Below are 25,015 nucleotides of genomic sequence, written 5' to 3'. Positions count from 1 at the left end.
AAAACCACAACACAGGAGCCGGGCACCATGCCTTTTTACGAATACCTGTCCATCGCCCTGATGGTGATCTTCATCGGTGCGTTGTTCACCGGCTACCCGGTGGCGTGGCTGCTGGGCGGCATTTCACTGCTGTTCGCCGCCGTTGGCATCTACCTGGGCCAGTACGCCGGGCTGGACACCTTCCTGATGACCAACTGGATGAAGTTCTCCGGGGTGGTCGACCGCTTTGACGCCATCATGTCCAACTGGGTGCTGGTGTCGCTGCCCATGTTCGTCTACATGGGTCTGATGCTGGACCGCTCCGGTGTGGCCGACATCATGATGAAGAACTTCGTCAAGGTGTTCGGCGGCATCAAGGGTGGGCTGGGTCTGACGGTGATCGTCATCGGCATCTTGCTGGCGGCGTCCACCGGCATCGTGGGCGCGTCGGTGGTGCTGCTGGCGGTGCTGTCCATGCCGGTGATGCTGCAGAACAACTATTCCAAGCGCTTGGCTTCGGGGGTGGTGGCGGCGTCGGGCACGCTGGGCATTCTCATCCCGCCGTCCATCATGCTGGTGCTGATGGCCGACCAGGTGGCCACCTCGGTGGGCGACCTGTTCATGGGCGCGCTGGTTCCGGGCGTGGCGCTGGGCCTGCTGTACATGGTGTTCCTGCTGGTGGTGGGCCTGGTGCGGCCCGACCTGGTGCCGGCGCGCGCGGCCGACGCCGAGAAGCTCACGCTCAAGCAGCTGAGCGTGGCCTTCCTGTCCACCCTACCCACCATGAGCCTGATCCTGTTGGTGCTGGGCTCCATCTTCTTCGGCATTGCCACGCCCACCGAGGCCTCGGGCCTGGGCGCTTTTGGCGCCATTTTGCTGGCCGCGGCCAACAAGCGACTGAGCTGGAGCGTGATCCGTCAGGTGGGCATCGAGACCACGCTGACCACCTGCTTCATCTTCGCCATCTTCATCGGCGCCACGGTGTTCGCCTACGTGCTGCGGCTGATCGGTGGGGACGAGCTGATCAGCGAGTTTTTCAAGAACCTGGGCCTGTCGCCCACGGGTCTGGTGCTGGTGGTGCTGCTGGTGGTGTTCATCGCCGGCTTCTTTCTCGACTGGTTCGAGATCGTGCTCATCGTGCTGCCGCTGCTGGCGCCGGTCATCAAGGCGACCGGGCTGGACATGACCTGGTTCCTGATCCTGATCGCGCTGGTGCTGCAGACCTCCTTCCTGACGCCGCCGGTGGGCTTCTCGCTGTTCTACCTCAAAGGGGCGGTGCCCAAGGGCGTGACGATCAAGGACATTTACATCGGCGTCATCCCGTTCGTGCTGCTGCAACTGCTGATGGTGGCGCTGTGCTTCGTGTTCCCGGACATCATCACCTGGCTGCCACAAAAAATGTACGGCACCCCCGGCGGCTGAGGCCACTGCGGGCAAACCCAGGGGCGCCGCGGCGCCCCTTTTTCATGGGAAAGCGATTAAGATTGACGTTTACGTAAACGTAAAGTTGGCCACCCATTCCAGAATGGCGGCTGACGCCCTGCCACAACAGCCCCCGGAGACCCGCGACATGACCGACCTGTCCGCCGAATTCAAAGCCCTGGCCGAGTACCGCCCCACCCACAAGGTCCGTTTCGTGACCGCCGCCAGCCTGTTCGACGGGCACGACGCGGCCATCAACATCATGCGCCGCATCCTGCAGGGCATGGGGGCCGAGGTGATCCACCTGGGCCACAACCGCTCGGTGGACGAGGTGGTGACGGCGGCGCTGCAGGAAGACGCGCAGGGCATCGCCATCAGCTCCTACCAGGGCGGGCACGTGGAGTACTTCAAATACATGGTGGACCTGCTCAAGGCACGGGGCGGCGCGCACATCCAGGTGTTCGGCGGCGGTGGCGGGGTGATCGTGCCCAGCGAAATCCGCGAATTGCACGACTACGGCGTGGGCCGCATCTACAGCCCCGAAGACGGCCAGCGCATGGGCCTGGCCGGCATGATCGGCGAGATGGTGATGCGCTGCGACCAGGACATTTCGGGTTACGCGCCGACGTCCATCGACGCCATCCAAGGGCAGACCGAAACCGCCTGGCGCGCCCTGGCCCAGCTCATCACCGTGCTGGAAAACGGCTCGGCCGACGCCGGCCTGGTGGACCAGCTGCGCACCCGTGCCCAGGGCCTGAAGGTGCCTGTGCTCGGCATCACAGGCACCGGCGGTGCGGGCAAATCGTCGCTCACCGACGAGCTGATCCGCCGCTTCCGGCTGGACCAGGACGACCGCCTGCGCCTCGCGGTCATCAGCATCGACCCCTCGCGGCGCAAGAGCGGCGGCGCGCTGCTGGGCGACCGCATCCGCATGAACGCCATCGGCCCCTGGCAGCAGGGCGCGCGGGTGTACATGCGCAGCCTGGCCACGCGCGACTTTGGCAGCGAAATTTCGGCCGCGCTGCCCGACGTGGTGGCGGCCTGCAAGGTGGCCGGGTTTGACCTGGTGATCGTCGAAACCTCCGGCATCGGCCAGGGCGACGCCGCCATCGTGCCGCACGTGGACGTGCCGATGTACGTGATGACGCCCGAATTCGGCGCGGCCAGCCAGCTCGAAAAAATCGACATGCTGGACTTTGCCGAGTTCGTGGCCATCAACAAGTTCGACCGCAAGGGCGCCAGCGACGCGCTGCGCGACGTGGCCAAGCAGGTGCAGCGCAACAAGGAAGCCTGGGGCACGCCGACCGAGCAGATGCCGGTGTTCGGCACCATGGCCGCGCGTTTCAACGACGACGGCGTGACCGCCCTGTACCAGGCCCTGAAGGTGCGCCTGGGCGACCTGGGCCTGTCGCTGACCGAGGGCCGACTGCCCCTCGTGAGCGTGCGCCACAGCAGCAACCAGACCCCGATCGTGCCGCCCGCGCGCACCCGCTACCTGGCCGAAATCGCCGACACCGTGCGCGGCTACAAGAAGAAAGCGCTGCAGCAGGCCCGGCTGGCGCGCGAAATCCAGCAGCTCTACGCCACCGCCGACATGCTCAAGGTGGGCAAAGCCCACCGGCCCAAAGCCGCCGAAGCCGTGGTGGACCTGGCGCAGCAACGCGAGTTCGACCAGGACCCGGCCGCCCGCAAGCTGTTGCAGCAGTGGCCCGACATGCAGCAGGCCTACGGCGGCGACGAGTACGTCGTGAAGATCCGCGACAAGGAAATCCGCACCGCGCTCACCACGAAAAGCCTGTCGGGCACCACCATCCGCAAGGTGGTGCTGCCCCAGTACGAGGACCACGGCGAAATCCTCAAATGGCTGATGCTGGACAACGTGCCCGGCAGCTTCCCCTACACCGCGGGTGTGTTCGCCTTCAAGCGCGAGGGCGAAGACCCGACCCGCATGTTCGCCGGCGAAGGCGACGCCTTCCGCACCAACCGCCGCTTCAAGATGGTGAGCGAAGGCATGCCGGCCAAGCGCCTGTCCACCGCTTTCGATTCGGTCACGCTGTACGGCGCCGACCCGGACCCGCGCCCGGACATCTACGGCAAGGTGGGCAACTCCGGCGTGAGCATCGCCACGCTGGACGACATGAAGGTGCTGTACAGCGGCTTCGACCTGTGCAACCCGACCACCAGCGTGTCGATGACCATCAACGGTCCGGCGCCGAGCATTTTGGCGATGTTCATGAACACCGCCATCGACCAGAACCTGGACAAGTTCAAGGCCGACAACGGCCGCGAGCCGACCGACACCGAGGCCGCCAAGATCCGCGAGTGGACCCTGGCGAACGTGCGCGGCACGGTGCAGGCCGACATCCTGAAGGAAGACCAGGGCCAGAACACCTGCATCTTCAGCACCGAGTTCAGCCTGAAGGTGATGGGCGACATCGCCGAGTACTTCGTGCACCACGACGTGCGCAACTTCTACTCGGTGTCCATTTCCGGCTACCACATCGCCGAGGCCGGGGCCAACCCGATTTCGCAGCTGGCGTTCACGCTGTCCAACGGCTTCACCTTTGTGGAAGCCTACCTGGCGCGTGGCATGCACATCGACGACTTCGCGCCCAACCTGAGCTTCTTCTTCAGCAACGGCATGGACCCGGAGTACACGGTGCTGGGGCGCGTGGCACGGCGCATCTGGGCGGTGACGATGCGCGACAAATACGGCGCCAACGAGCGCAGCCAGAAGCTCAAGTACCACATCCAGACCAGCGGCCGCTCGCTGCACGCGCAGGAAATCCAGTTCAACGACATCCGCACCACGCTGCAGGCGCTGATCGCGGTGTACGACAACTGCAACAGCCTGCACACCAACGCGTTTGACGAGGCCATCACCACGCCCACCGAGGAGTCGGTGCGCCGCGCCATGGCGATCCAGCTCATCATCAACCGCGAATGGGGCCTGGCCAAGAACGAGAACCCGAACCAGGGCGCCTTCGTCATCGACGAGCTGACCGAGCTGGTGGAAGAGGCCGTGCTGCGCGAGTTCGAGCGCATCGCCGAGCGCGGCGGGGTGCTGGGTGCCATGGAAACCGGCTACCAGCGTGGGCGGATTCAGGACGAATCCATGCACTACGAGATGCTCAAGCACACGGGCGAATACCCCATCATCGGCGTCAACACCTTCCGCAACCCCAAGGGCGACGAGGTGCTGGAAAGTCTGGAGCTGGCGCGTTCCACCGACGACGAAAAGCAGAGCCAGCTCACCCGCTTGGCCGACTTCCAGCGCCGCCACGCGGACCAGGCGCCGGCCATGCTGCAGCGTCTGAAGGAGGCGGTGATCGACAACCGCAACGTGTTCGAGGTGCTGATGGACGCGGTGCGCGTGTGCTCGCTGGGGCAGATCACGCAGACCCTGTTCGAGGTGGGCGGCCAGTACCGCCGCAACATGTGAGGCCTGTCGCCGGCGTGCCCGCCACGCCGGCCCGGCGCCGGCTATAGTCGGCGCCGATGACCGCCCCACCCCGCGCCCCCGGCAACCTGCGCAGCATCACCGCCATGGTCGTGGCGGTGGGGTTTTTTGCGCTCATGGACACGGTGCTCAAGCTGCTGGCGGCGCACTACCCGGCGCTGCAGGTCGCTGCCTTGCGCGGCCTGGTGGCGTTGCCCCTGGTGTTCGTGTACCTGAGCTGGCGCGGCGCCTGGGGCCGGGTCTGGCGCTTGCGCTGGCCGCTGCACCTGCTGCGCGGCGTGCTGTCGGTGGGCATGCTGGGGCTGTTCACCTATGGCGTGCGCGGCCTGCCGCTGACCAACGCCTACACGCTGTTTTTCGTGGCGCCGCTGCTCATCACGCTGCTGGCGGTGGGGTTCCTGGGCGAACGGGTGCCGCGCACCCACGGCTGGGCGGTGGCGGTCGGGCTGCTGGGGGTGCTGGTGGCGCTGCGCCCCAGTCCCGACGCCTTCCTGGGCTGGGCCGGCCTGGCGGTGCTGGGCGCGGCGGCCTGCTACGCGGCCTCGGCCGTGGCGGGGCGGCTGCTGTGCCGCACGGACGCGCCCGAAAGCCTGGTGCTCTGGTCCATGCTGCTGCTGGCGTTGTTCGCCGGGGTGCTGGCGCTGCCGGGCTGGGTGCCGCTGCGCGCCGAAGACGCCGGCCTGCTGCTGGCCCTGGCGCTCACCGGCTTTGGCGGCCAGCTGGCCATCACCGAAGCGTTCCGGCACGGCCAAGCATCGGCGGTGGCGCCGTTCGAATACACCGCCCTGGCCTGGGGCGTGGGGCTGGACTGGCTGCTGTGGTACACGCTGCCCGATGGCTACACCCTGCTGGGCGCGGCCATCATCGTGGCCAGCGGGCTGTACCTGGTGCGGCACGAGCGCATCCACGCCCAAGCCGAGGTCCACACCAGCGTCGACCACCCCTGAGCCAGCGGCTCAGGCCAGCGGCCAGACCACCCCGTTGTCGTTCAGGATCGCGTCCAGCGGCACGTCGTGCGGCTCGGGCTCCAGGTCGGGCAGGAAACCGTGGGTGTACCCCAGCCCCACGGTGAAGGGCCTGGGCCGCAGCTCGCTCAGGGTGCGGTCGTAAAAGCCGCCGCCGTAGCCCAGCCGGTAGCCGCCCGGGCCGTAGCCCACGCAGGGCACGAACAGCAGCGTCGGTTCGATGGTTTCGGTGTCCTTGGGCTTGGGGATGCCGTAGGCGTCTTCCTCCATCGGGCAACCGGGGTACCAGGTGTGGAAGGTCAGCGTTTTCGTGACCTTGTTGATCACCGGCAGGCCGATCTGGCGGCGCCGGCTGGCGCCCAGCGCGTCGGCCTCCATGCCGGCCTCCTGCCAGCGGAACAGCGCCGGCAGCGGGTCGAATTCGCCCTTGATGGGCCAGTAGGCGCCGATGACCACGTCGGGTCGGTCCACCAGCCACACACGCATCACGCGCTGCAGCGCGTCGTTGCGCGCCAGGCGGTCTTCCAGGTGCAGGCGCTCCTCGACCAGGCGTTTGCGCCATTGGGCCTTCAGTCCTCCCTGGCCCAGCTGGGCAACGGGGTGTTTGTTGTCCATAATTCCCCTATGCAATTCACACCCACGCCAAAGCGGCTGATGGCGGTGCTCACCCGCATCTTACTGCCTGTGGCCGCCGCCTTCTGTCTCCCGTCTGCCGGGGCGCAGACCGGCGCCGAACGCGCCCTGCTCGACATGCGCCAGGCCTTCCAGGCCGGCAACACCCAGCGCCTGAGCGCCCTGCTGCCCCAACTGCAGGGCCACCTGCTGGAGCCCCAGGCCGCCTACTGGGAACTGCGGGCGCGCCTCCAGACCGCGGACCCGACCGAAATCCGTGCCTTCCTGCAACGCCACGCCGGCACCTACCACGAGGACCGCCTGCGCAACGACTGGCTGCTGCAGCTGGGCAAGGCCCGCGACTGGACCACCTTCGCCCAGGAACTGCCGCACTACCGCATGCAGGACGACCGCGAGGTGCAGTGCTACGCCCTGCTGGCCCAGCGCGAACGGCCCCTGGCCAGCGTGGCCGCCGAGGCCCGCAGCCTGTGGCTGGCCCAGCGCCGCGCCGACGACGGTTGCGCCACCCTGGCCGGCCGCCTGCTGGCCAGCGGCGACCTGCCCGCCGAGGCCGCCTGGCATCGCGCCCGCTGGGCCCTGGAAAACAACCAGCCCGCCGTCGCCACCCAGGCGGTGGGCCTGCTGAACCCGGCCTGGGTACCACTGGTGCAAACGGTGCACACCGACCCGGCGCGTTACCTGGACGAAAAGGTCACCGCCATCCGCCCGCGCACCAAGGAGCTGGTGACGCTGGCGCTGATCCGCCTGGCGGTGCGCGACCCCGAGGTCGCCGCCACCGAAGCCTCGCGCCTGCGCTGGAAGGCGCAGCTCACCGACGAGGAGCTGGGCTGGGTCTGGGGCGTGATCGGCAAACGGGCCGCGCAACGCCTGTCGCCCGACGCGATGGCGCACTTTGCCCAGGCCGACAACCGCCACCTGAACGACGACCTGCTGGCCTGGAAAACCCGGGCCGCCCTGCGCGCCGGCCAGTGGCCGCAGGTGCAGGCGGCGATTCTGGCCATGGGGGCAGCACAGCGCGAGGAACCGGTCTGGCGCTACTGGCTGGCGCGGTCTTACGCTGCCCAGGGCACGCCCGAAGCCCGTACCCAGGCCCGCGCCTTGTACGAGCGCACCGCCGGCAGCGCCGGGTTTTACGAACAGCTGTCGCTGGAGGCGCTGAACCGCCCGGTGGTGACCCCACCGGCCCCGGCGCCGCTGACCGCGGCCGAAAAAGCCGCGGCGCGCCAGCACCCCGGGCTGCAGCGGGCGCTGGCCGCCATCGAGCTGGGCCTGCGCACCGAAGGTGTGCGCGAATGGCACTACAGCGTGGCCCTGCACAGCCCCGGCGGCATGCCCGAGCGCGAACTGCTGGCCGCCGCCGACCTGGCCTGCGAACGCGAGGTCTGGGACCGCTGCATCAACACCAGCAAGCGCACCCAAGGCGAGGTGGACCACGCCCAGCGTTTCCCCATGCCGTTTCGTACCGCGGTGCTGCAGCGCGCCCGCGACATCGGCCTGGACCCGGCCTATGTGTACGGTCTGATCCGCCAGGAAAGCCGCTTCATCACCCAGGCCCGCTCGCACGTGGGCGCTTCGGGGCTGATGCAGGTCATGCCCGCCACCGCCAGCTGGACGGCCAAACGCATCGGCTTGCGCGACTTCAAGCCCGAACAGATCACCGAGCGCGACACCAACATCGCCATCGGCACCGCCTACCTGAAACTGGCGCTAGACGACTTCGAGGGCTCGATGGCCATGGCCGCGGCCGCCTACAACGCCGGTCCTGGCCGACCGCGCAACTGGCGCAACGGCCCGGTGCTGGAAGCCCCGGTCTGGATCGAGAACATCCCCTTCGAGGAAACGCGCGACTACGTCAAGCGCGTGCTGGCCAACACCACCAACTACGCCGCGCTCATCAGCGGCCAGCCCCAGCGCCTGGGCGACCGGCTGGCCCCGATCGGCCCGCGCCTGGCCACCGCCCAGGCCCCGAACAACGACCTTCCCTGACCCTTCCCCCCTCCTGTTGCGCGTATTTATGAAAAAAGTCCTGGTTTTGGGCGGCACCGGCTTTGTCGGCCGCCAAGTGTGCGAACAACTCAACCGCCTTGGCATCCGGGCCACCGTGCCCACGCGCCGGCCCGTCAACGCCCAGACGGTGCAGACCCTGCCGCTGGTGGACGTGACCGTGGCCGACGTGCACGACGAAGCCGCACTGGCGCGGCTGCTGCCCGGCCACGACGCGGTGGTCAATTTGGTGGCCATCCTGCACGGCAGCGAACGGGCGTTTGAACGCGTGCACGTGACCCTGCCGCAGACCCTGGCCCGCGCCATGCAGGCCAGCGGCGTGCGCCGGCTGGTGCACGTGAGCGCCCTGGGCGCCAGCGTGGATGGGCCGTCGCGCTACCTGCGCAGCAAGGCCCGCGGCGAGGCGGTGCTGCGCGAGGCCGGCCTGGACCTCACGGTACTGCGCCCCAGCGTCATCTTTGGCGCCGGGGACCGCTTCCTCAACCTGTTCGCGCGCCTGCAGGCCAGCCTGCCGCTGGTGCCGCTGGCCGGGGCCTGCAGCCGCTTCCAGCCGGTGTGGGTGGGCGACGTGGCCCAGGCCGTGGTGCGCAGCCTGCAACAGGGCCAGGCCGTGGGCCAGACCTACGACTGCGTGGGCCCCGAGGTGTACACCCTGGCCGATCTGGTGCGCCTGTCGGGCCGGCTGTCGGGCCACCCGCGGCCGGTGTTCGGGCTGCCCCGGGCCTTGGGCTATTTCCAGGCCCTGTTCATGGAATGCCTGCCCGGCGAACCGCTGATGAGCACCGACAACCTGAGTTCCATGGAAGTGCCCAACGTGGCCAGCGGCACCGCCCCCACCCAGGCCGACCTGGGCATTGCGCCCACGGCGCTGGAGCCGGTGGCGGCCGCCTACCTGGACACGGCCGGCCTGGCCGACCCGTTGCTGCGCATCCGCCAGCGCTACACCCAACCGCGCTAAGCGGCGAATTAAAAAACCCGGCGCCTGTCCAGCGCCGGGTTCTTTGTTGTGTGTGTGACCGTGCAACGGGGTCACAGGCCAGGCTGGAGCGTCAGAACTTGCGGGCGTACTGGAAGCCGAAGCCGTTTTGTTTCATGCGGATGGTGGCCGACCCAAAAACCGGGTTGTTTTCGCCATCCAGACCCAAATAGGCCGGCCCATTCACGGCGTTGTTTTTGCCGTGCCAGACCGCAAAACTCAACTCTTCCTGGTTGTTGGGCCGATAGGTCGCTCCCAAGGTCAAATGCTTTTCAATGACACCCGGGGCCAGAATGTTGAGTTGAACATCCTGGGGGCGAATCGGGTTGTCGCCGTCGTTGTAGCCCGCACGCAGGGTCCACTGCGGGCTCATTTGCCACTGAACCCCCAGTTTGACGACGTTGATGTCTTGCCAGCCAAACCCAGGGGCATCGGCCGACCCCGGCGCACCCATGCTGTTGCTGGGATTGCCAATCGAGCGGACCTTGCTGTACTGGATACCTTGGTAATCCAGCGCCACCTGCACCGTGGGCGTCACCTGCAACGCCACACCCATGCTGTAATTCTCGGGAATGTCGAAATCGCCCTGTTCGGCGAACAGGTTGGCGTATTTGTCAAACTTGGACATGCTGATCTTGGGCGAGTAGGACGCCCCGACGCTCACCCTGTCGCTCAACTTGCCAAAGTAACCGACACGCACGCCCAAACCACGGCTGTGGTCGTTGCCCTGGTTGGGCAGACCCATGCCGTCCAGACCGTAGGCCTTGAACCGTTGGTACACCAGCAGGGGCGAGACACCGAGGGCATGGCCATCTGCCACCTTGTAAGCCACCGTGGGGGCAATGATGAGTTGCATCAGGTCCACCCCCAGTTTGCCCGTGCCGCCAAACAGGTTGGAGTTGTCCGGGAACGGGGCGTAACTGGTGTTCATGCCGCCGTTGCCATAGACCGTCAGGCCCAGAGACAGTTTGTCAGACAAGACCACGTTGGAGCCGAACTCGGGGATCAGAAATGCCTCCCGGCCGCTCTGCACCTGCGGCGTCAGACCGTCGAACCCCGCCGAGCGCTTGGGCTGAAAAATCTCCCCGCCGATTTCCCAGCGGTTGCCGGCAAACGCCGACGAGGCCGGGTTGTTGACGCCGGCAAAGCCGTCGTGCGCCAGCGCGGTGCTGGCCCCGCCCATGCCCTTGGCCTTGATGCCAAAACCGTGCGGCATGTAGCCGTTGGTGGCATGGGCGGCACCACCGCCGGCCAGTACCGCCGCGGCCACGGCCGCGTGTGTCCAGGAAATCCGTTTGCCCATCTGCTTGCTCCTCGTTCGCTGGGGGTGTGTTGGAACCAAACCGTCAGAACGCCCCTTGCGAGGCCCTCTCCATCATTTCGTGGATCGTATCGCGCACGGCCATGGCCTCCTCTTTCAGGGGCGATGGCAGCTTGCGCCCCATCTTGACCATCATGTCCATGTTCAGGGTGTACAACCACAGGCCGTCGTCGCGCTCCACCACGCTGATGCGGCAAGGCAGGTAGGCGGCCATGTGCGGGCTGAAGTCCACCATCTTGCGGGCGGTCAGCGGGCTGCAGTAAGAATAGACGGTGAGGTGCTTTTCCGGCTGGCCGGAACGCGCCTCCAGTTCCTTGGACAGGGGCAACACCCCCACGTCGCGCATGTTGCGCTCCACCGCGACCTGTTTGAGGATGTCGGCGATGTCGCTGGCACTGACCCCAGCCTTCACCTTGCGTTCCCAGGTGGTGGCCACGGCGATGTCGCCCTGGCCATCGACCCAGCGGTCCCACATCCGGCCGGCTTCGGCGGCGGCCCCGTCCTCCAGCTTGCCTATGGTGCCCAGGGTGCCGCACCCGCTGGTCGCCCCCAATACCAGGGTGGTGGCCGTGGCCAAGGCCAGGCGTTTCCATGTCTGCATCCGTGTCTCCTCGTCCGTGCTGTTGGGCACTTTGTTTGACATAAATCAAATCCCGGCGCCAACGGTAACCGGACGGCTGGACCGCCCACATCCGTATCTACCCTAGGGGGTAGGGTTTTACAGAAAACAATGACACAGACTGTCCCGCGCTTACAGACCCGCCCGCGGTTTTTTGGCACACTCCTGGTTGTTTCAGGCCATACCGAAAGGCTTTCCCCGTGCCCACCGCCAAAAAAACCGCCGCTGCGGCCCCCGCCACCACGCGCCTGCCCAACGCCTACCGCAGCGAGCACCAGCGCGACGTGATCAACCGGTTGCGGCGCATCGAGGGCCAGGTGCGCGCCTTGGCCGACATGGTGGAAAGCGGCCGCCCCTGCGAGGACATTGCCCAGCAAATGTCGGCCGCGCGCAAAGCCATGGACAAAGCCTTCTACCGGATGATGGCCTGCTCGGTGATGGAGGCCGTGACCGGCACCGAGGCCGAGGCCGACGTGGAACGCTCCACCCGCATCCTCGAAAAATACGCCTGACCCCCAGACCCCCGCACCATGCTGCAGCTCTACATCGGCAACAAAAACTACTCGTCCTGGTCGATGCGGCCGTGGGTGCTGCTGCGGCAGTTCAACCTGCCGTTTGACGAGGTGATGGTGCGCTTCGATTCGTTCGACGCCGATTCGCGCTTCAAGCAAACGCTGGCCGGCGTGAGCCCCACCGGCAAGGTGCCGGTGCTGGTGGACCACGCCGCCCCCGGCGGCCCGCTGACGGTGTGGGACACCCTGGCCATGGCCGAGTACCTGGCCGAACGTTTTGCCGACCACGCCCTGTGGCCGCGCGACCCGGCGGCCCGCGCCGTGGCCCGCAGCGCCTGCGCCGAAATGCACAGCGGCTTTGCCGCGCTGCGCAACGCCTGCCCCATGAACGTGGAAGCCCACCTGCCCGACGTGGGCGCGCTGGTCTGGCGCGACCAGCCCGGCGTGCGCGCCGACGTGGCCCGCCTGAGCGCCCTGTGGGAAGGCCTCCTGGCCCGCCACGGCGGTCCCATGCTGTTCGGCGACTTCGGCATCGCCGACGCCTACTACGCCCCGGTCTGCCTGCGGCTGCACGGCTACGCGCTGCCGGTGTCGCCCACGGTGGCCGCCTACGTGGCGCGGGTGCGCGCCCTGCCCGGCGTGCAGGCCTGGATCGACGGCGCCCTGGCCGAGCAGGACTTCCTCGACTTCGAGGAGCCCTACCGCCTGCACCGCTGACCCCAGCCGCCGCCGCGACAGCGATCCGCCCCCGCAGCGCGGCGCCGCGGCACAATCGGCCGATGGACATTTACCTTGTGGGCGGGGCCGTGCGCGACGGCCTGCTCGGCCACTACCACACCCCCCACCCGGGTGCCGACGGCACGCCGCACGCCGACCGCGACTGGGTCGTGGTCGGCGCCACGCCCGAGGCCATGGTGGCGCGCGGTTTTCTGCCGGTGGGTCGCGACTTCCCGGTGTTCCTGCACCCCATTACGCGCGAGGAATACGCGCTGGCCCGCACCGAGCGCAAAACCGCCCGCGGCTACCACGGCTTCGCCTTTCAGGCCCACCCCAACGTCACCCTGGAAGAAGACTTGGCCCGGCGCGACCTGACCGTCAACGCCATGGCCCTGCCCGCCGCGGCGCTGGACGCCGACGGCCGCTTCGACCCGCAGCACCCCGCGCTGGTGGACCCCTACGGCGGCCGGCGCGACCTGCAGGCCCGCGTGCTGCGCCACGTGACCGACGCCTTCCACGAAGACCCGGTGCGGGTGCTGCGCATGGCCCGTTTTTGCGCCCGCTGGCCCGAATTCACCGTGGCCCCCGACACCCAGGCCCTGCTGCGCCAGATGGTGGACCACGGCGAGGTGGACCACCTGGTGCCCGAACGGGTGTGGCAGGAACTGTCGCGCGGGCTGATGGAGCCGCGCCCCTCGCGCATGCTCGGCCTGCTGCGCGACTGCGGCGCCCTGAAGGTGCTGCTGCCCGAGGTGGACCGGCTCTGGGGCGTGCCGCAGCGGGCCGAATACCACCCCGAAATCGACACCGGCGTGCACCTGAACCTGGTGCTCGACATGGCCGCGCGCCTGCAAACGCCGCTGACCGTGCGCTTCGCCTGCCTGTGCCACGACCTGGGCAAAGGCACCACCCCGGCCGATGTGCTGCCGCGCCACATCGGCCACGAAGCGCGCAGCGTGAAACTGCTGCAAGCGGTGTGCGAGCGCTGGCGGGTGCCGCGCGACTGCAAGGAGCTGGCCGAGGTGGTGGCGCGCGAACACGGCCACGTCCACCAAAGCCTGGGGCTGGGTGCCGAGGCCACGCTGCGCCTGCTGGAACGCTGCGACGCGATCCGCCGCCCGCAACGCTTTGCCGAGGTGCTGCGGGCCTGCGAATGCGACGCCCGCGGCCGCCTGGGCCGCGCGGACGACGCCTACCCCCAGGCCGCGCGCCTGCACGCGGCGCTGGACGCGGCGCTGGCAGTGGACACCGCACCCATCGCGCAAGCCGTGCTGGCCCACGCCACCGACCCAGCCAAGGCTGGCCTGCAAGTGGCACGCGCCATTGCCCAGGCCCGGGCCCAGGCCGTGGCCCAGGCCCTGGGCGCCACGGTGTAGCACCATGGGTCTGAAACCCCGAGACCTGGCGCTGGCCGGGCTGATCGTGCTGGTGTGGGGCGTGAACTTCGCCATCACCAAGGTGGGGCTGGCCGGTCTGCCTCCGATGCTGCTGGGCGCCCTGCGCTTTGTGCTGGCCGCCTTCCCCGCGGTGCTGCTGGTGCGCCCGCCCCGGGTGCCCCTGCGCTGGTACCTGGCCTATGGGCTGACGATTTCGGTCGGCCAGTTCGCGCTGCTGTTCACCGCCCTGTACGTGGGCATGCCCACCGGCTTGGCCTCGCTGGTGCTGCAAGCGCAGGCGTTTTTCACGCTGCTGCTGGGCGCCTGGTGGCTGCGCGAACGCTGGCAGCGGCCGCAGCTGGTGGGCCTGGGGCTGGCGGCGCTGGGGCTGGGCTGCATCGGCAGTGCCCACGGCGCGGCCATGCCCTGGCTGGGCTTTGTCTTCACCCTGGGCGCGGCGCTGTCGTGGTCGTGCGGCAACATCGTCTCGCGCCAGATCAGCCGGCTCGGGCCCATCAACCAGTTCGCCTTCGTGGTCTGGGCCAGCCTGGTGCCGCCGCTGCCCTTTCTGGCCCTGTCGCTGTGGCTGGAAGGGCCGCAGGCCATGCACGCCGCACTGGCGGGGCTGAACCTGGCCTCGCTCGGGGCGGTGGCCTACCTGGCCTGGGGCGCCACCCTGCTGGGCTACGGGCTGTGGACCTACCTGCTGTCGCGCTACCCGGCCAACCAGGTCTCGCCGTTCACGCTGCTGGTGCCGGTGGTGGGGCTGACCACGGGCTGGCTGGCCTTCGACGAGGCCCTGCAGCCGGTGCACCTGGCCGGGGGCGCGCTGCTGATGCTGGGCCTGGGCGTCAACCTGTTCGGTGCGCGGCTGCTGCAGCGCTGGCGGGCCCGCGGCGCCTGAGCGGCACACCGGCCCCCGCCGGCTTCAGCGCCCCAGGTGCGCCCGCACCCAACGCACGATGTCGGCCTGCCCCATGGCACCGGGCTGGCGCGCGATTTCGCGCCCACCCTGGAACAGCGCCAGCGTGGGAATGCTGCGGATCTGGAACCGGGCGGCCAGTTGCTGCGCGGCTTCGGTGTTGACCTTGGCCAGGCGCACCTCGGGCTCCAACTGCGCCGCGGCCGCCTCAAACGCCGGCGCCATCGCGCGGCATGGGCCGCACCAGGGCGCCCAGAAGTCCACCAGCACCGGCAGGTCGCTGCGGCCAATGTGCTTGTCGAAATTGCCCTCGTCCAGCGCCACCGGGCGCGCGGTGAACAGCGGGCGGTGGCATTTGCCGCAGTCCGGCGCGCTGGTCAGGTGGGCCGGGGCGACGCGGTTGGTGGTGTGGCAGTGCGGGCAGACGAGGTGCAGGGGATCGGTCATGGCGAAGACTTTCGGTAACGGCTGGCCATGTATGTGCAGGCCCTGCCGGCCTTTTCAAGATACCGGCAACCGTATAGCCCGCAGGTCAGAGGAGCCGCTGGATCAGGCTGGCCGCGCCGCTGAGCAGCAGCGTGGTGGTGACGGGCAAAAACCACTCGCGCCCAAAGGCGCGAAAGCGCAGGTCGCCAGGCAGCTTGCCGAAACCCAGCTTTTGCAACAAAGGGGTGAACCAGCTGATCAGCACCAGTGCCAGAAAGATGACGATCATCCAGCGGATCATGCGGCGGCCTTCACAAGGTGTGGGTGCGGTCGCCCTGGGCAAAGCCCAGCGGCAGCCAGTCGTCGGCGCTGGCAGCCGGCGCCAACGCCAGCACCTTGAACAGCTCGCCCATTTCGTGCTCGTTCACCAGCTTGGCCAGGTGGGCGCGGTCGGTCAGCGGGGCCTCGGCGGCCAGGTCCAGCAGGCCCGCGTTCAGCAGGAAGCGCCCCTGGCTGGTGTAGCCCATCACCTGCAGGCCGGCGTCCTGTGCAGCCAGCGCCACCCCGGTGAAGTTGACGTGGGCGGTGATGTCTTTGAGCCCCAGGTCGGTCAGCGGGTCGGGGTCGCTGCGGTGGGCGCGGTGACAGATCAGCGTGCCCATGTGGCGCTGCGGGTGGTAGTACTCGGCCTCGGGGAAGCCGTAGTCGATGAAAAAGGCCGCGCCGCGCTGCCAGCGTTCGGCCAGGGTGCGCACAAAAGCCTCGGCTTGGGGGTGGATTTCGGTCAGGTAGTCGTGCGGGCCGGGCACGGCCAGCGGCGGGCGCAGGTCGGTCGGGCGGTCGGCCCAAGCCAAGGCAGCGGTGCCGTCGGCCGCCGGGGCCAGCGCCACGCCGCGTTCGTGCCATGCGCCGTTCAGGCGCACCAGCAGTTGCACCGGCATCGCGTCCAACACCTCGTTGCCCAGCAGCACGCCGTTCAGCGCCTCGGGCAGTTGGTCCACCCAGTCCACCACGTCGGCCCACTCGGCCAGGCGCGCGCGCTGGCGTTCGCGCAGGGTGCCCGACAGGTCCACGATGCGGTAGCGGTGCACGGCCACGCCTTCGGCGCGCAGTTGCTTCAGCACTTGGTGCGCCAGCGCGCCGGTGCCTGCGCCGAATTCCCACACCTCATCGGTGCCGGTGGCGCGCAGGGCTTGTGCCACCTGGCGACCCAGGGTGCGGCCGAACCAGGGCGACAGCTCGGGCGCGGTCACGAAGTCGCTGCCCCCGCCCGGCATGGTGCCGAACTTGAGGGTGTCGTTGGCGTAATAGCCCAGGCCCGGGGTGTACAAAGCCAGCGCCATGAAGCGGTCAAACGGCAGCCAGCCGCCGGCGCCGGCCAGCTCGCGGACAATATGGGCTTTCAGCCGGTCGGTTGGGGATGGTTCGCTCACGGTGGGTCGCTTCTGGGAACAAGGGGCGGTGCCATCATACGGTGGCCGCGCCCACCGGCCTTGCCCGCCGCCTCCATGTCCACTGCCTTGTACCCCGCCCCGTCTTCCCCCGCAGCGCCCGCCGTGCTCGTCACCGGCGGCGGGGTGCGGCTGGGCGCGGCCATCTGCACCGCGTTCGCGCAGGCGGGCTGGCACGTGGTCTGCCAGTACCGGCAATCGGGCGCGGCGGCGCTGGCCCTGTGCGAGCAACTGCGCGCCCAGGGCCACCAAGCCACCCCGCTGGACGGCGACCTGACCACCGACGCCGGCCGCGACGCGCTGATGGACGCGGCACGTGCCGTGGCCGGACCGCTGCGCTGCCTGGTGAACAACGCCTCGGCCTTCGAGCCCGACACCGGCGCCACCTTCGATGCCGACCTGGCCCGGCGCCAGCTGGAGGTCAACCTGATCGCCCCGCTGGCGCTGGGCCGCCGGCTGGCCGCCGACTGGCCCGCCGCCGACAACGAAGCCGCCCACGGCAGCGCCTGCGTGCTGCACGTGCTGGACCAGAAGGTCTACAACCTCAACCCCGACTATTTTTCGTACACGCTGACCAAGCTGGCCCTGGAACGCGCGGTGTCGCTGCAAGCGCAGGCGCTGGCGCCCCAGGTGCGGGTGTGCGGCGTGGCGCCGGGGCTGATGTTCCTCAGCGGCCCGCAATCGCCCGAGAATTTCGAGCGCGCCAGCCGCGTCAACCTGCTGCGCCGCCCCATCGACCCGGCCGACGTGGCCCGCACCTGCCTGTTCCTGGCCAGCACCGCCGGCCTGACCGGCACCACCCTGTGCGTGGACAACGGCCAGCACCTGGTGCCGCTGGCGCGCGACGTGATGTTCGCCGTGGACAGCGGCCACCCCCCTTTGATGCCATGAACGACCTGACCCTGCCCATGCACCACAGCCTGATGGACGACCTGGCGCTGACCTGCCGCCGTCTGTTCCTGCGCAACCACGAGGTGCAGGCCCACATCGGCGCGCACGATTTTGAAAAAGGCGTGGCCCAGCGCTTGCTTGTCAACGTGGAATTGTGGGTGCCGCTGGCGCGCTCGACGCCGTCGCTGGACCGCCTGCACGAGGTGGTGGACTACGACTTTGTGCGCACCGAGGTGGCGCTGCGGCTGGCGCAAGGCCACATCGAACTGCAGGAAACCCTGTGCGACGACCTGGCCGACCGCCTGCTGGCCCACCCGGGCGTGCGCGCGGTGCGCCTGTCCACCCGCAAGCCCGACGTCTACCCCGACTGCGAAGCGGTGGGGGTGGAAGTGTTCCGCCTCAAGCCCGACTCGCCATGAACCACCCCGCCTCCAAAGCCGGCACCCAGATCCTGACGCTGACCGGCCTGCGCTTCGACGCCAACCTGGGCATCCTCGACCACGAAAAAACCGGCCCCCAGCCCATCCAGGTGGACGCCGAGCTGAACCAGGGCACCCAGCCGCTGATGCCGCACGACGACGACATCAGCCACGTGCTGGACTACCGCAAGGTGCGCGAAATCATCATCGACGAATGCACCGCCGAACACGTCAACCTGCTGGAAAGCCTGATCGGCAAGCTGGCACACCGGCTGATGCAGCTGCCCGGCGTGATCGGTGTGCGGGTGAAAATCGCGAAACTGGAAATTTTTGACGACTGCGAGGTCGCCATCCGCATGGAAAGCGGGCAATGGTGACCCCTGAGGAATGCACATGACCCCCGACACCGCCACCCCGGCACCCCCCGCCTCCGCCGCCCAGGCGCTGAAGATCGAACGCGAAGACCACAAGCTGGAAAAGCGCCTGTGCCGCCAGGTGGGTCAGGCCATCGGCGACTACCACATGATCGAAGCCGGCGACCGGGTCATGGTCTGCCTCTCGGGCGGCAAGGACAGCTACACCCTGCTCGACATCCTGATGAAGCTGCGCCAGCGCGCCCCGATCGACTTCGAGCTGGTGGCCGTCAACCTGGACCAGAAGCAGCCCGGCTTTCCGGCGCACATCCTGCCCGAATACCTGGCCAAGCTGGGCCTGCCCTTTCACATCGAAACGCAGGACACCTACAGCGTCGTCAAAAAGGTGATTCCCGAGGGCAAGACCATGTGCAGCCTGTGCAGCCGGCTGCGCCGCGGCATTCTGTACAAGGTGGCGCGCGAGCTGGGCTGCAACAAAATCGCCCTGGGTCACCACCGCGACGACATGCTGCAGACCCTGTTCCTGAACATGTTTTTCGGCGCCAAGCTCAAGGGTATGCCGGCCAAGCTGGTCAGCGACAACGGCGAGTTCATGGTCATCCGCCCGCTGGCCTACGTGGCCGAAAAAGACATCGTCCGCTGGGCGCAGGTGCAGCAATACCCCATCATCCCCTGCACCCTGTGCGGCAGCCAGGAGAACCTGCAACGCGTGCAGGTGGGCAACCTGCTGCTCGAATGGGACAAGAAATTCCCCGGCCGACTGGACAACATGCTGCGCGCCCTGCAGAACGTGGTGCCCAGCCACCTGATGGACCGCCAGCTGTTCCCGTTCGAGACGCTGCAGACCACCGGCGTGCCCGACGACAACGGCGACACCGCCTTTGACGAGGAACCCCTGCCCGCCGCGCCGACGCCGCCAGGGGAACAGGTCATTGCCCTGACGTCCGCCGGCTGACACCGGCCTGCGCTGCCCACCATGTCCGTTGCCGTCACCGCCCCAACCGCCTCGGCCCCCGCTTCCCTGCGCGCAGGCCGGCTCGGTCGCGGCCTGCGCGGGGCCGCGCTCGGCCTGGCCTGCGCCTCGGCGCTGTGGCTGGGCGGCTGTGCCGGCGTCATCCGGCTGGACAACGACGTGCAGAGCTACCCGCGCTGGCCCGCCCAAGCGGCGCCGGCGGCGGGCGACCGCTTCCGGATCGAGCGCCTGCCGTCGCAAACCCGGGCGGCGCCGGAGCAGACCCAGTTGGAAGGCTGGGTGGCCGAACGCCTGGTGGCCGCAGGTCTGGTCCCGACCAGTGCCGACGCACCCCAGGGTGCGCGCTGGTCGGTAGAAGTGAGCGCCCGCTCACTGCAAATGCCCCATGCCCCCTGGGAACACCCGGTCGACCGTTGGCCCGGCCCCGGGCTGGCCGGGCGCGACTACGTGGTCACCGGCAGCGGTCGGCTGGTGCGCCTGCCCCCCTTCGCCGGCATGGCCCCGCCTTATTACCAGCGCGAAGTGGCGGTGCTGCTGCGCGACACCCGCACCGGCGTGGTGGCTTACGAAACCCGGGCCGCGCACGACGGCCCCTGGCACGACACCCCGGTCCTGTGGCAAGCCCTGGTGCAGGCCGCGCTGGACGGCTTCCCGCAACCGCCCACGGGTCCGCGTCGCGTCGTCATCGACGTGCCGCGTTGAGCACAGCCCCAGGCGCCCCGTCGGCCCCTGCACCGGGTGAACCGGGTCCCCAGGCCCGATCGCTGGCCTCAGGCCGGCAGGTGGTCGTAGCGCGCCAACACGGTGCGCAGCACGTCGGCCAGTTCCTTGGCCGCGAACTTGGCCACGTAGGCGTCGGCCCCGGCGCTGCGCACGTGGTTTTCGTTGGTGTCGCCGGTCAGGGACGAATGGATCACCACCGGCAACCCACGCATGCGCGGGTCTTTCTTGATGTTGCGCGTCAGGGTGAAGCCGTCCATCTCGGGCATTTCCAGGTCGGTCAGCACCACCGCCACCTTGTCGTGCACCGGAATGCCCTGGGCCTCGCAGTCGGCGGCCATCTCCAGCAACCGGTTCCAGGCCTCCTGGCCGGTCTTGGCCATCACGAAGGGCAGGTCCAGCACCTTCAGTTCCTGCTCGATCATGCTGCGCGCCACGAAGGAATCGTCGGCCGCCACCACCACGCTGCCGGTCTTGATGCGCACCACCGGCCCCACGGTTTCGGCCTTGACGTCCACTGCCTCGTTGGGCAGCACCCGCTGCAGAATCGACTCCACGTCAAGGATCTGCGCCAGCCGGGTGCTGTTCTGGTCGCCGTCCAGCCGGGCAATGCTGGTCACGTAGCCGCGCGCCACGGTGCCGTCGGCCGACAAAATCTGGTTCCAGTCCAGCCGCACGATGTCCTCCACCGACTCGGCGGCAAACGCCTGGGTGGTGCGCGCATACTCGGTCACCAGCATGATGTTCAGGCCGGTCTGGGGCGTGCAGCCCACCACCGCCGGGAGGTCGATCACCGGAATCACCTGGCCGCGCAGGTTGACCACCCCGAGCACGTGCTGGGGGGCGCCGGCCATCGCGGTCACCGGCGGCATGGCCACGATCTCGCGGATCTTGAACACGTTGATGCCAAACAGCTCGGACCGGTCACTGCCGGCCGAGGGGCCCAAGCGGAACAAGAGCATCTCGAACTTGTTGGAGCCGGTCAGGTTGGTGCGTTCGTCGATGTCCTTCTGGACGGAGGAGGCGCTCATGGGATTTCCTGGTGCGTGGCGGGCCCGCGGCCCGTCGGTTGTTACCATTCTAGGCACAACCGTTGCCCCCCGCCACGTTGGCGCGCCCGCACAAGGAGTTCGTTTGCACTGCACCCGCATCCTGGCCATCCGCCACGGCGAAACCGCCTGGAACAAGGACACCCGCATCCAGGGCCAGCTCGACATCCCGCTCAACGACACCGGCCTGTGGCAGGCGCAACGCACCGCCGAGGCCCTGCGCGGCGAGGACGTGACCGCCGTCTACGCCAGCGACCTGCAGCGCGCCGCACAAACCGCCGCGGCGATCGGCGCCGCGCTGGCGCGGCCGGTGCAGCACCACCACGGCCTGCGCGAACGGCACTTTGGCGTGTGTCAGGGATCGACCTGGGCCGAACTGGAGACCCAACACCCCGAGGTGGCCGAGCAGTGGCGCCGCCGCGTGCCCGACTTCGCCCCGCCCGGGGGCGAATCGCTGCTGGCGCTGCGCGAACGGGTGGAACGCACCTTCACCGAACTGGCTGAGCGCCACCTGGGCGAACAGATCGTGGTGGTGGCGCACGGCGGCGTGCTGGACGTGCTGTACCGCCTGAGCACCGGCCTGGCACTCCAGGCCCCGCGCACCTGGGTGCTGGGCAACGCCGCCATCAACCGCGTGCTCTGGACGCCCGATGGCCTGACCCTGGTGGGCTGGGCCGACGCGGCGCACCTGAACCTCGGCGGTCGGGACGAATTCGTCAGCTGAGCCAATTTGATAAAATGAAAACATGAATGGGTTGCGACTTCACCGCCGCACCGCCGCTTGGCTGGCCTGGCTGGCGGTGGTATGGAGCGCGCTCGCCCCGACCCTGGCGCAGGCCTGGGTGGCCCACCAGGCCCCACCCGCCTGGGTGGAGGTGTGCACCGCCACCGGCATGCTGTGGGTGCAAGCCGAGACCGGCGTGACGACCGACACCGCGCCGTCCGAACCCAGCCCCTCCAAGCACTGCCCCTGGTGCACCCCGCACGGGGACGCCGCATGCGGTCCGCCGGCCCAGACCACGCTGGCTCTGCCGGCCCGGCTGACCGACCTTCCCCCCGCTTTCTACCGCAGCGCACACGCCGCCACCGTCTGGTTGCCGGCCCAATCGCGCGCACCGCCCTGCGCCGCCTGACGCGCCTTTAAGTTCGCCCTCCGTGCCGATGGCCGAGGTCGGCTGTTGCCCCTTGGGCAGAGCCTGGCCGTGGTGCCGCACCGCGTCATCCCCGCCATGGCCCACACCGGCCCAACCTGAAGCGGCAGCACGGTGTGCCACAGCGCCACCGACCCGCCCCCAACACACGGCCCCCGCCGGGGCCCGGTACCCGATGGGTCGCGCCCGCGGCAGATGCGCCGCCGGCGGCGACTGCCCTGTTTGCAACCCCCTGGAGAAGCTCCATGCCTCACCCTGGCACCGACACGCCCGCACCCCGCCGTGCGCCCCACAGCCTCTTGCCGCTGCCCGCGGCTTTGCACCGGGCCTGCCCCTGGCTGGCCCTGCCTGTGCTCAGCCTCGCCGCGGGCGGCGCCTGCGCCCAAGTCCACGCCACGCCGACCAGCCCAGGCACCCTGGCCACGGTCACCGTCCAGGCCGACAGCCCTCCGACCCTGGGCGAAGGGCAACGCCTGAGCCCCACCGACCTGGCCGCGCAACGGGCCCACACCTCCGACACCGCCAGCCTGCTGCGGGACGTTGCGGGCGCGTCCGTCAACGCGGCCGGCGGCGTCTCCGGCCTGCCCGCGCTGCGCGGCTTGGCCGACGATCGCCTGCGCATCAAGGTGGACGGCATGGACCTCATCGCCTCCTGTCCCAACCACATGAACCCGGCGCTGTCCTACCTGGACCCCTCGGCGCTGGGCACCCTGAATGTGTACGCAGGCATTTCGCCGGTCAGCGTGGGTGGCGACAGCATCGGGGGCAGCATCGTGGCCGAATCGAAAGTCCCCCGGTTTGCCCCACCCGGCACAACCCCGCTGCAAACCGGTGAGGTGGGCGCTTTCTACCGCAGCAACAACGGCGCGCAAGGCGCCCACGTGTCGGCCACCTACGCCACCGAACGGACCAGCGTGCGCTACGACGGCTCTGTCAGCCAAGCCGACAACTACACCGCCGGCGGCGACTTCAAGACCTACGACTTCACCGGTCGACCCGGTCACACCCTGGCACGCGACGAAGTGGGCTCCACCGCCTACCTCACCCGCAACCACGCCCTGAGCGTGGCCGTGCAGCGCGAGGGGCACCTGCTGGAAGCCCGACTGAACGTGCAGGATATGCCGTACCAGCTCTACCCCAACCAGCGCATGGACCTGCTGGGCAACGACCAACAAAGCCTGAACCTGAGCTACACCGGCCAAATGGACTGGGGCCAACTGCAGGCCCGCGTGTACCACGAGACGGTGGACCACTACATGGACTTTGGGGCCGACAAGCGCTACTGGTACAGCGGCCAGTCCAACGTGCCTGGCGACCCGTTCAACGGCTACCCCTGTGCACCGATCAGCGGCGGCATGGGCGGTTGTGCCGCCGGCATGCCCATGTACACCGCAGGCACCACCACCGGCCTGACCCTGAAGGGCGACGTCCGGCTGCAAGACAACGGGGTGCTGCGCCTGGGCACCGAGTGGCAGCAGTACACCCTGAACGACTGGTGGCCGCCCTCGGGCGGCGGCATGTTCCCAGGCACGTTCTGGAACGTGAACAACGGACAACGCGACCGTGCCGCGCTTTTTGCCGAATGGGAAGGCCAACTGTCTGCCCAATGGACCGGGCTGGTGGGCGTGCGGGTGGAGCGGGTGGGCACGAACGCCGGCGAGGTGCGTGGCTACAACCCCGCCGGTGGTGGCAACCAGGGCGCCGAAGCCGCAGCCTTCAACGCCGCCGACCGCCAGCGCACCGACCACAACGTGGACCTGACCGCCATGGCCCGCTGGCAGCTGGACGACGCGCAAACGCTGGAATTCGGCTACGCCCACAAGGAACGCTCGCCCAACCTCTACGAGCGCTACGCCTGGTCGTCCTGGCAAATGGCCGCCCTGATGAACAACTTCGTGGGCGACGGCAACGGCTACGTCGGCAACCTGGCCCTGCGCCCAGAAAAGGCCGACACCCTGTCGGCCACCTACGCGTGGGCCAGCGCCGACCGGCGTTCCGCCTTCCAGGTCACGCCCCACATCACCTGGGTGGACGACTACATCGACGCAGTCCCGCTCACACCGGCGGTCAACCGGTTCGGCGTGCTGCGGTACGCCAACCAGTCGGCCCGGCTTTACGGCCTGGACCTGTCGGGCCGCATGCCGCTGGGCCAGAACGGCTGGGGGCAATGGGGCTTGCAAGGCCTGCTCAGTTACACGCATGGCCGCAACCGCGACACCGGTGACGGCCTCTACAACGTGATGCCGCTCAACGCCAAACTCACCTTGACGCACCAACAAGCCGGCTGGGACAACCGGGTGGAACTGGTGCTGGTGCAAAGCAAGACCGACGTTTCCCGCGCCCGCAACGAAATCTCCACCCCAGGCTACGCGCTGGTACACCTGCGCAGCAGCTACCGCTGGGGCAACTGGCGCGTGGACTTTGGCGTGGAAAACCTGTTCGACCGTTTGTACCTGCTGCCCACCGGCGGCGCGTACACCGGCCAAGGCACCACCATGAGCAACCCCGCCCTGCCCAACTACCCCCAGTGGGGCACCGCCGTGCCGGGCATGGGCCGCAACGTGTACCTGGGCGTGACGAAGTCGTTCTAAGCCGCCTCGAACAGCCCCCCCGCCGCGGCGGGGGGTTCGAGGCCCAGGTGCCGGAACGCCGCCA

General features: G+C 68.8%; 24 protein-coding genes. 17 read left to right on the top strand and 7 right to left on the bottom strand.

Going from position 1 to position 25,015, the window contains the following annotated elements; all coding sequences use genetic code 11:
- The first annotated feature begins 27 nt into the window (after positions 1-27).
- The 3 genes from HA630_RS10070 to HA630_RS10060 all read left to right on the top strand — a co-directional run bounded on the left by HA630_RS10070 (position 28) and on the right by HA630_RS10060 (position 5,808).
- Complete coding sequence (locus tag HA630_RS10070) at positions 28-1,401, top strand: TRAP transporter large permease subunit (RefSeq protein ID WP_166834446.1); 1,374 nt, start codon at positions 28-30, stop codon at positions 1,399-1,401.
- 148 nt (positions 1,402-1,549) lie between these two features.
- Entirely contained in the window at positions 1,550-4,843 is a 3,294-nt protein-coding gene (gene icmF / locus HA630_RS10065; RefSeq protein ID WP_166834445.1) for a fused isobutyryl-CoA mutase/GTPase IcmF, read from the top strand.
- A 56-nt stretch (positions 4,844-4,899) separates the two neighbouring features.
- On the top strand, positions 4,900-5,808 hold the full coding sequence (locus tag HA630_RS10060; protein WP_166834444.1) for a DMT family transporter: 909 nt from the start codon (positions 4,900-4,902) through the stop codon (positions 5,806-5,808).
- A 9-nt stretch (positions 5,809-5,817) separates the two neighbouring features.
- Here the strand turns inward: HA630_RS10060 and HA630_RS10055 are convergent, their stop codons facing one another.
- Positions 5,818-6,441, bottom strand: a complete 624-nt coding sequence (locus HA630_RS10055) for a 5-formyltetrahydrofolate cyclo-ligase (RefSeq protein WP_166834443.1) — start codon at positions 6,439-6,441, stop codon at positions 5,818-5,820.
- 9 nt (positions 6,442-6,450) lie between these two features.
- Here HA630_RS10055 and HA630_RS10050 point away from each other — a divergent pair, with 9 nt between their 5' ends.
- Together HA630_RS10050 and HA630_RS10045 are read left to right on the top strand one after the other, a co-directional pair.
- Positions 6,451-8,445, top strand: coding sequence for a lytic transglycosylase domain-containing protein (locus HA630_RS10050; protein WP_243855433.1), 1,995 nt, complete (start codon positions 6,451-6,453; stop codon positions 8,443-8,445).
- Positions 8,446-8,473: 28 nt separating this feature from the next.
- The gene (locus HA630_RS10045) at positions 8,474-9,421 is read left to right on the top strand and encodes a complex I NDUFA9 subunit family protein (RefSeq protein WP_166834442.1); all 948 of its coding nucleotides are present in this window, start codon (positions 8,474-8,476) and stop codon (positions 9,419-9,421) included.
- Positions 9,422-9,512: 91 nt separating this feature from the next.
- Here the strand turns inward: HA630_RS10045 and HA630_RS10040 are convergent, their stop codons facing one another.
- Together HA630_RS10040 and HA630_RS10035 are read right to left on the bottom strand one after the other, a co-directional pair.
- Positions 9,513-10,742 (bottom strand): OmpP1/FadL family transporter, encoded by a 1,230-nt coding sequence (locus HA630_RS10040; RefSeq protein ID WP_166834441.1) that lies wholly within the window; start codon positions 10,740-10,742, stop codon positions 9,513-9,515.
- 43 nt (positions 10,743-10,785) lie between these two features.
- Positions 10,786-11,361: a DUF302 domain-containing protein gene (locus HA630_RS10035; protein ID WP_166834440.1), complete on the bottom strand. Its 576-nt coding sequence runs from the start codon at positions 11,359-11,361 to the stop codon at positions 10,786-10,788.
- Positions 11,362-11,579: 218 nt separating this feature from the next.
- Here HA630_RS10035 and HA630_RS10030 point away from each other — a divergent pair, with 218 nt between their 5' ends.
- From HA630_RS10030 to HA630_RS10015, 4 genes are all read left to right on the top strand, one after another.
- The gene (locus HA630_RS10030) at positions 11,580-11,891 is read left to right on the top strand and encodes a metal-sensitive transcriptional regulator (protein ID WP_166834439.1); all 312 of its coding nucleotides are present in this window, start codon (positions 11,580-11,582) and stop codon (positions 11,889-11,891) included.
- A gap of 18 nt (positions 11,892-11,909) precedes the next feature.
- Complete coding sequence (locus HA630_RS10025; protein ID WP_166834438.1) at positions 11,910-12,608, top strand: glutathione S-transferase family protein; 699 nt, start codon at positions 11,910-11,912, stop codon at positions 12,606-12,608.
- Between the two features lie 62 nt (positions 12,609-12,670).
- Entirely contained in the window at positions 12,671-13,984 is a 1,314-nt protein-coding gene (locus HA630_RS10020; protein ID WP_166834437.1) for a multifunctional CCA addition/repair protein, read from the top strand.
- Between the two features lie 4 nt (positions 13,985-13,988).
- Positions 13,989-14,888, top strand: a complete 900-nt coding sequence (locus tag HA630_RS10015; RefSeq protein WP_166834435.1) for an EamA family transporter — start codon at positions 13,989-13,991, stop codon at positions 14,886-14,888.
- 24 nt (positions 14,889-14,912) lie between these two features.
- Here the strand turns inward: HA630_RS10015 and trxC are convergent, their stop codons facing one another.
- The 3 genes from trxC to HA630_RS10000 all read right to left on the bottom strand — a co-directional run bounded on the left by trxC (position 14,913) and on the right by HA630_RS10000 (position 16,765).
- Positions 14,913-15,353 carry a thioredoxin TrxC gene (gene trxC / locus HA630_RS10010; RefSeq protein WP_166834433.1) on the bottom strand — a complete coding sequence of 147 codons (441 nt, stop codon included), beginning with the start codon at positions 15,351-15,353 and terminating at the stop codon, positions 14,913-14,915.
- 85 nt (positions 15,354-15,438) lie between these two features.
- Positions 15,439-15,633, bottom strand: coding sequence for a DUF2905 domain-containing protein (locus HA630_RS10005; protein ID WP_166834431.1), 195 nt, complete (start codon positions 15,631-15,633; stop codon positions 15,439-15,441).
- Positions 15,634-15,643: 10 nt separating this feature from the next.
- Entirely contained in the window at positions 15,644-16,765 is a 1,122-nt protein-coding gene (locus HA630_RS10000) for a class I SAM-dependent methyltransferase (protein WP_371809237.1), read from the bottom strand.
- Between the two features lie 75 nt (positions 16,766-16,840).
- Here HA630_RS10000 and HA630_RS09995 point away from each other — a divergent pair, with 75 nt between their 5' ends.
- From HA630_RS09995 to HA630_RS09975, 5 genes are read left to right on the top strand one after another with little or no spacing between them, the layout of a single operon-like run.
- Positions 16,841-17,674: an SDR family oxidoreductase gene (locus tag HA630_RS09995; protein ID WP_166834429.1), complete on the top strand. Its 834-nt coding sequence runs from the start codon at positions 16,841-16,843 to the stop codon at positions 17,672-17,674.
- A complete protein-coding gene (locus HA630_RS09990; protein ID WP_243855432.1) occupies positions 17,671-18,093 on the top strand; it encodes a dihydroneopterin aldolase in 423 nt (140 codons plus the stop codon). Before HA630_RS09995 ends, HA630_RS09990 begins: the two co-directional genes overlap by 4 nt.
- Complete coding sequence (locus HA630_RS09985) at positions 18,090-18,470, top strand: dihydroneopterin aldolase (protein WP_101049103.1); 381 nt, start codon at positions 18,090-18,092, stop codon at positions 18,468-18,470. The genes HA630_RS09990 and HA630_RS09985 overlap by 4 nt, the downstream gene beginning before the upstream one ends.
- 10 nt (positions 18,471-18,480) lie before the next feature.
- Positions 18,481-19,422 carry a tRNA 2-thiocytidine(32) synthetase TtcA gene (gene ttcA, locus HA630_RS09980; protein ID WP_166834427.1) on the top strand — a complete coding sequence of 314 codons (942 nt, stop codon included), beginning with the start codon at positions 18,481-18,483 and terminating at the stop codon, positions 19,420-19,422.
- A gap of 21 nt (positions 19,423-19,443) precedes the next feature.
- The gene (locus HA630_RS09975; protein WP_166834425.1) at positions 19,444-20,142 is read left to right on the top strand and encodes a hypothetical protein; all 699 of its coding nucleotides are present in this window, start codon (positions 19,444-19,446) and stop codon (positions 20,140-20,142) included.
- 68 nt (positions 20,143-20,210) lie between these two features.
- Here the strand turns inward: HA630_RS09975 and HA630_RS09970 are convergent, their stop codons facing one another.
- Positions 20,211-21,191 carry a chemotaxis protein gene (locus HA630_RS09970; protein WP_166834423.1) on the bottom strand — a complete coding sequence of 327 codons (981 nt, stop codon included), beginning with the start codon at positions 21,189-21,191 and terminating at the stop codon, positions 20,211-20,213.
- Positions 21,192-21,294: 103 nt separating this feature from the next.
- Between HA630_RS09970 and HA630_RS09965 the strand changes: the two genes are divergently transcribed.
- The 3 genes from HA630_RS09965 (at position 21,295) to HA630_RS09955 (ending at position 24,951) form a co-directional block, all read left to right on the top strand.
- Positions 21,295-21,933 (top strand): histidine phosphatase family protein, encoded by a 639-nt coding sequence (locus tag HA630_RS09965; protein WP_166834421.1) that lies wholly within the window; start codon positions 21,295-21,297, stop codon positions 21,931-21,933.
- Positions 21,934-21,955: 22 nt separating this feature from the next.
- Positions 21,956-22,342: a DUF2946 domain-containing protein gene (locus HA630_RS09960; RefSeq protein WP_166834419.1), complete on the top strand. Its 387-nt coding sequence runs from the start codon at positions 21,956-21,958 to the stop codon at positions 22,340-22,342.
- A gap of 263 nt (positions 22,343-22,605) precedes the next feature.
- Positions 22,606-24,951 carry a TonB-dependent receptor gene (locus HA630_RS09955; protein ID WP_166834417.1) on the top strand — a complete coding sequence of 782 codons (2,346 nt, stop codon included), beginning with the start codon at positions 22,606-22,608 and terminating at the stop codon, positions 24,949-24,951.
- The last annotated feature ends 64 nt before the right edge of the window (positions 24,952-25,015 follow it).

This window comes from Aquabacterium sp. A08, assembly GCF_011742065.1.
This window is presented reverse-complemented; position numbering and strand designations above follow the sequence as displayed.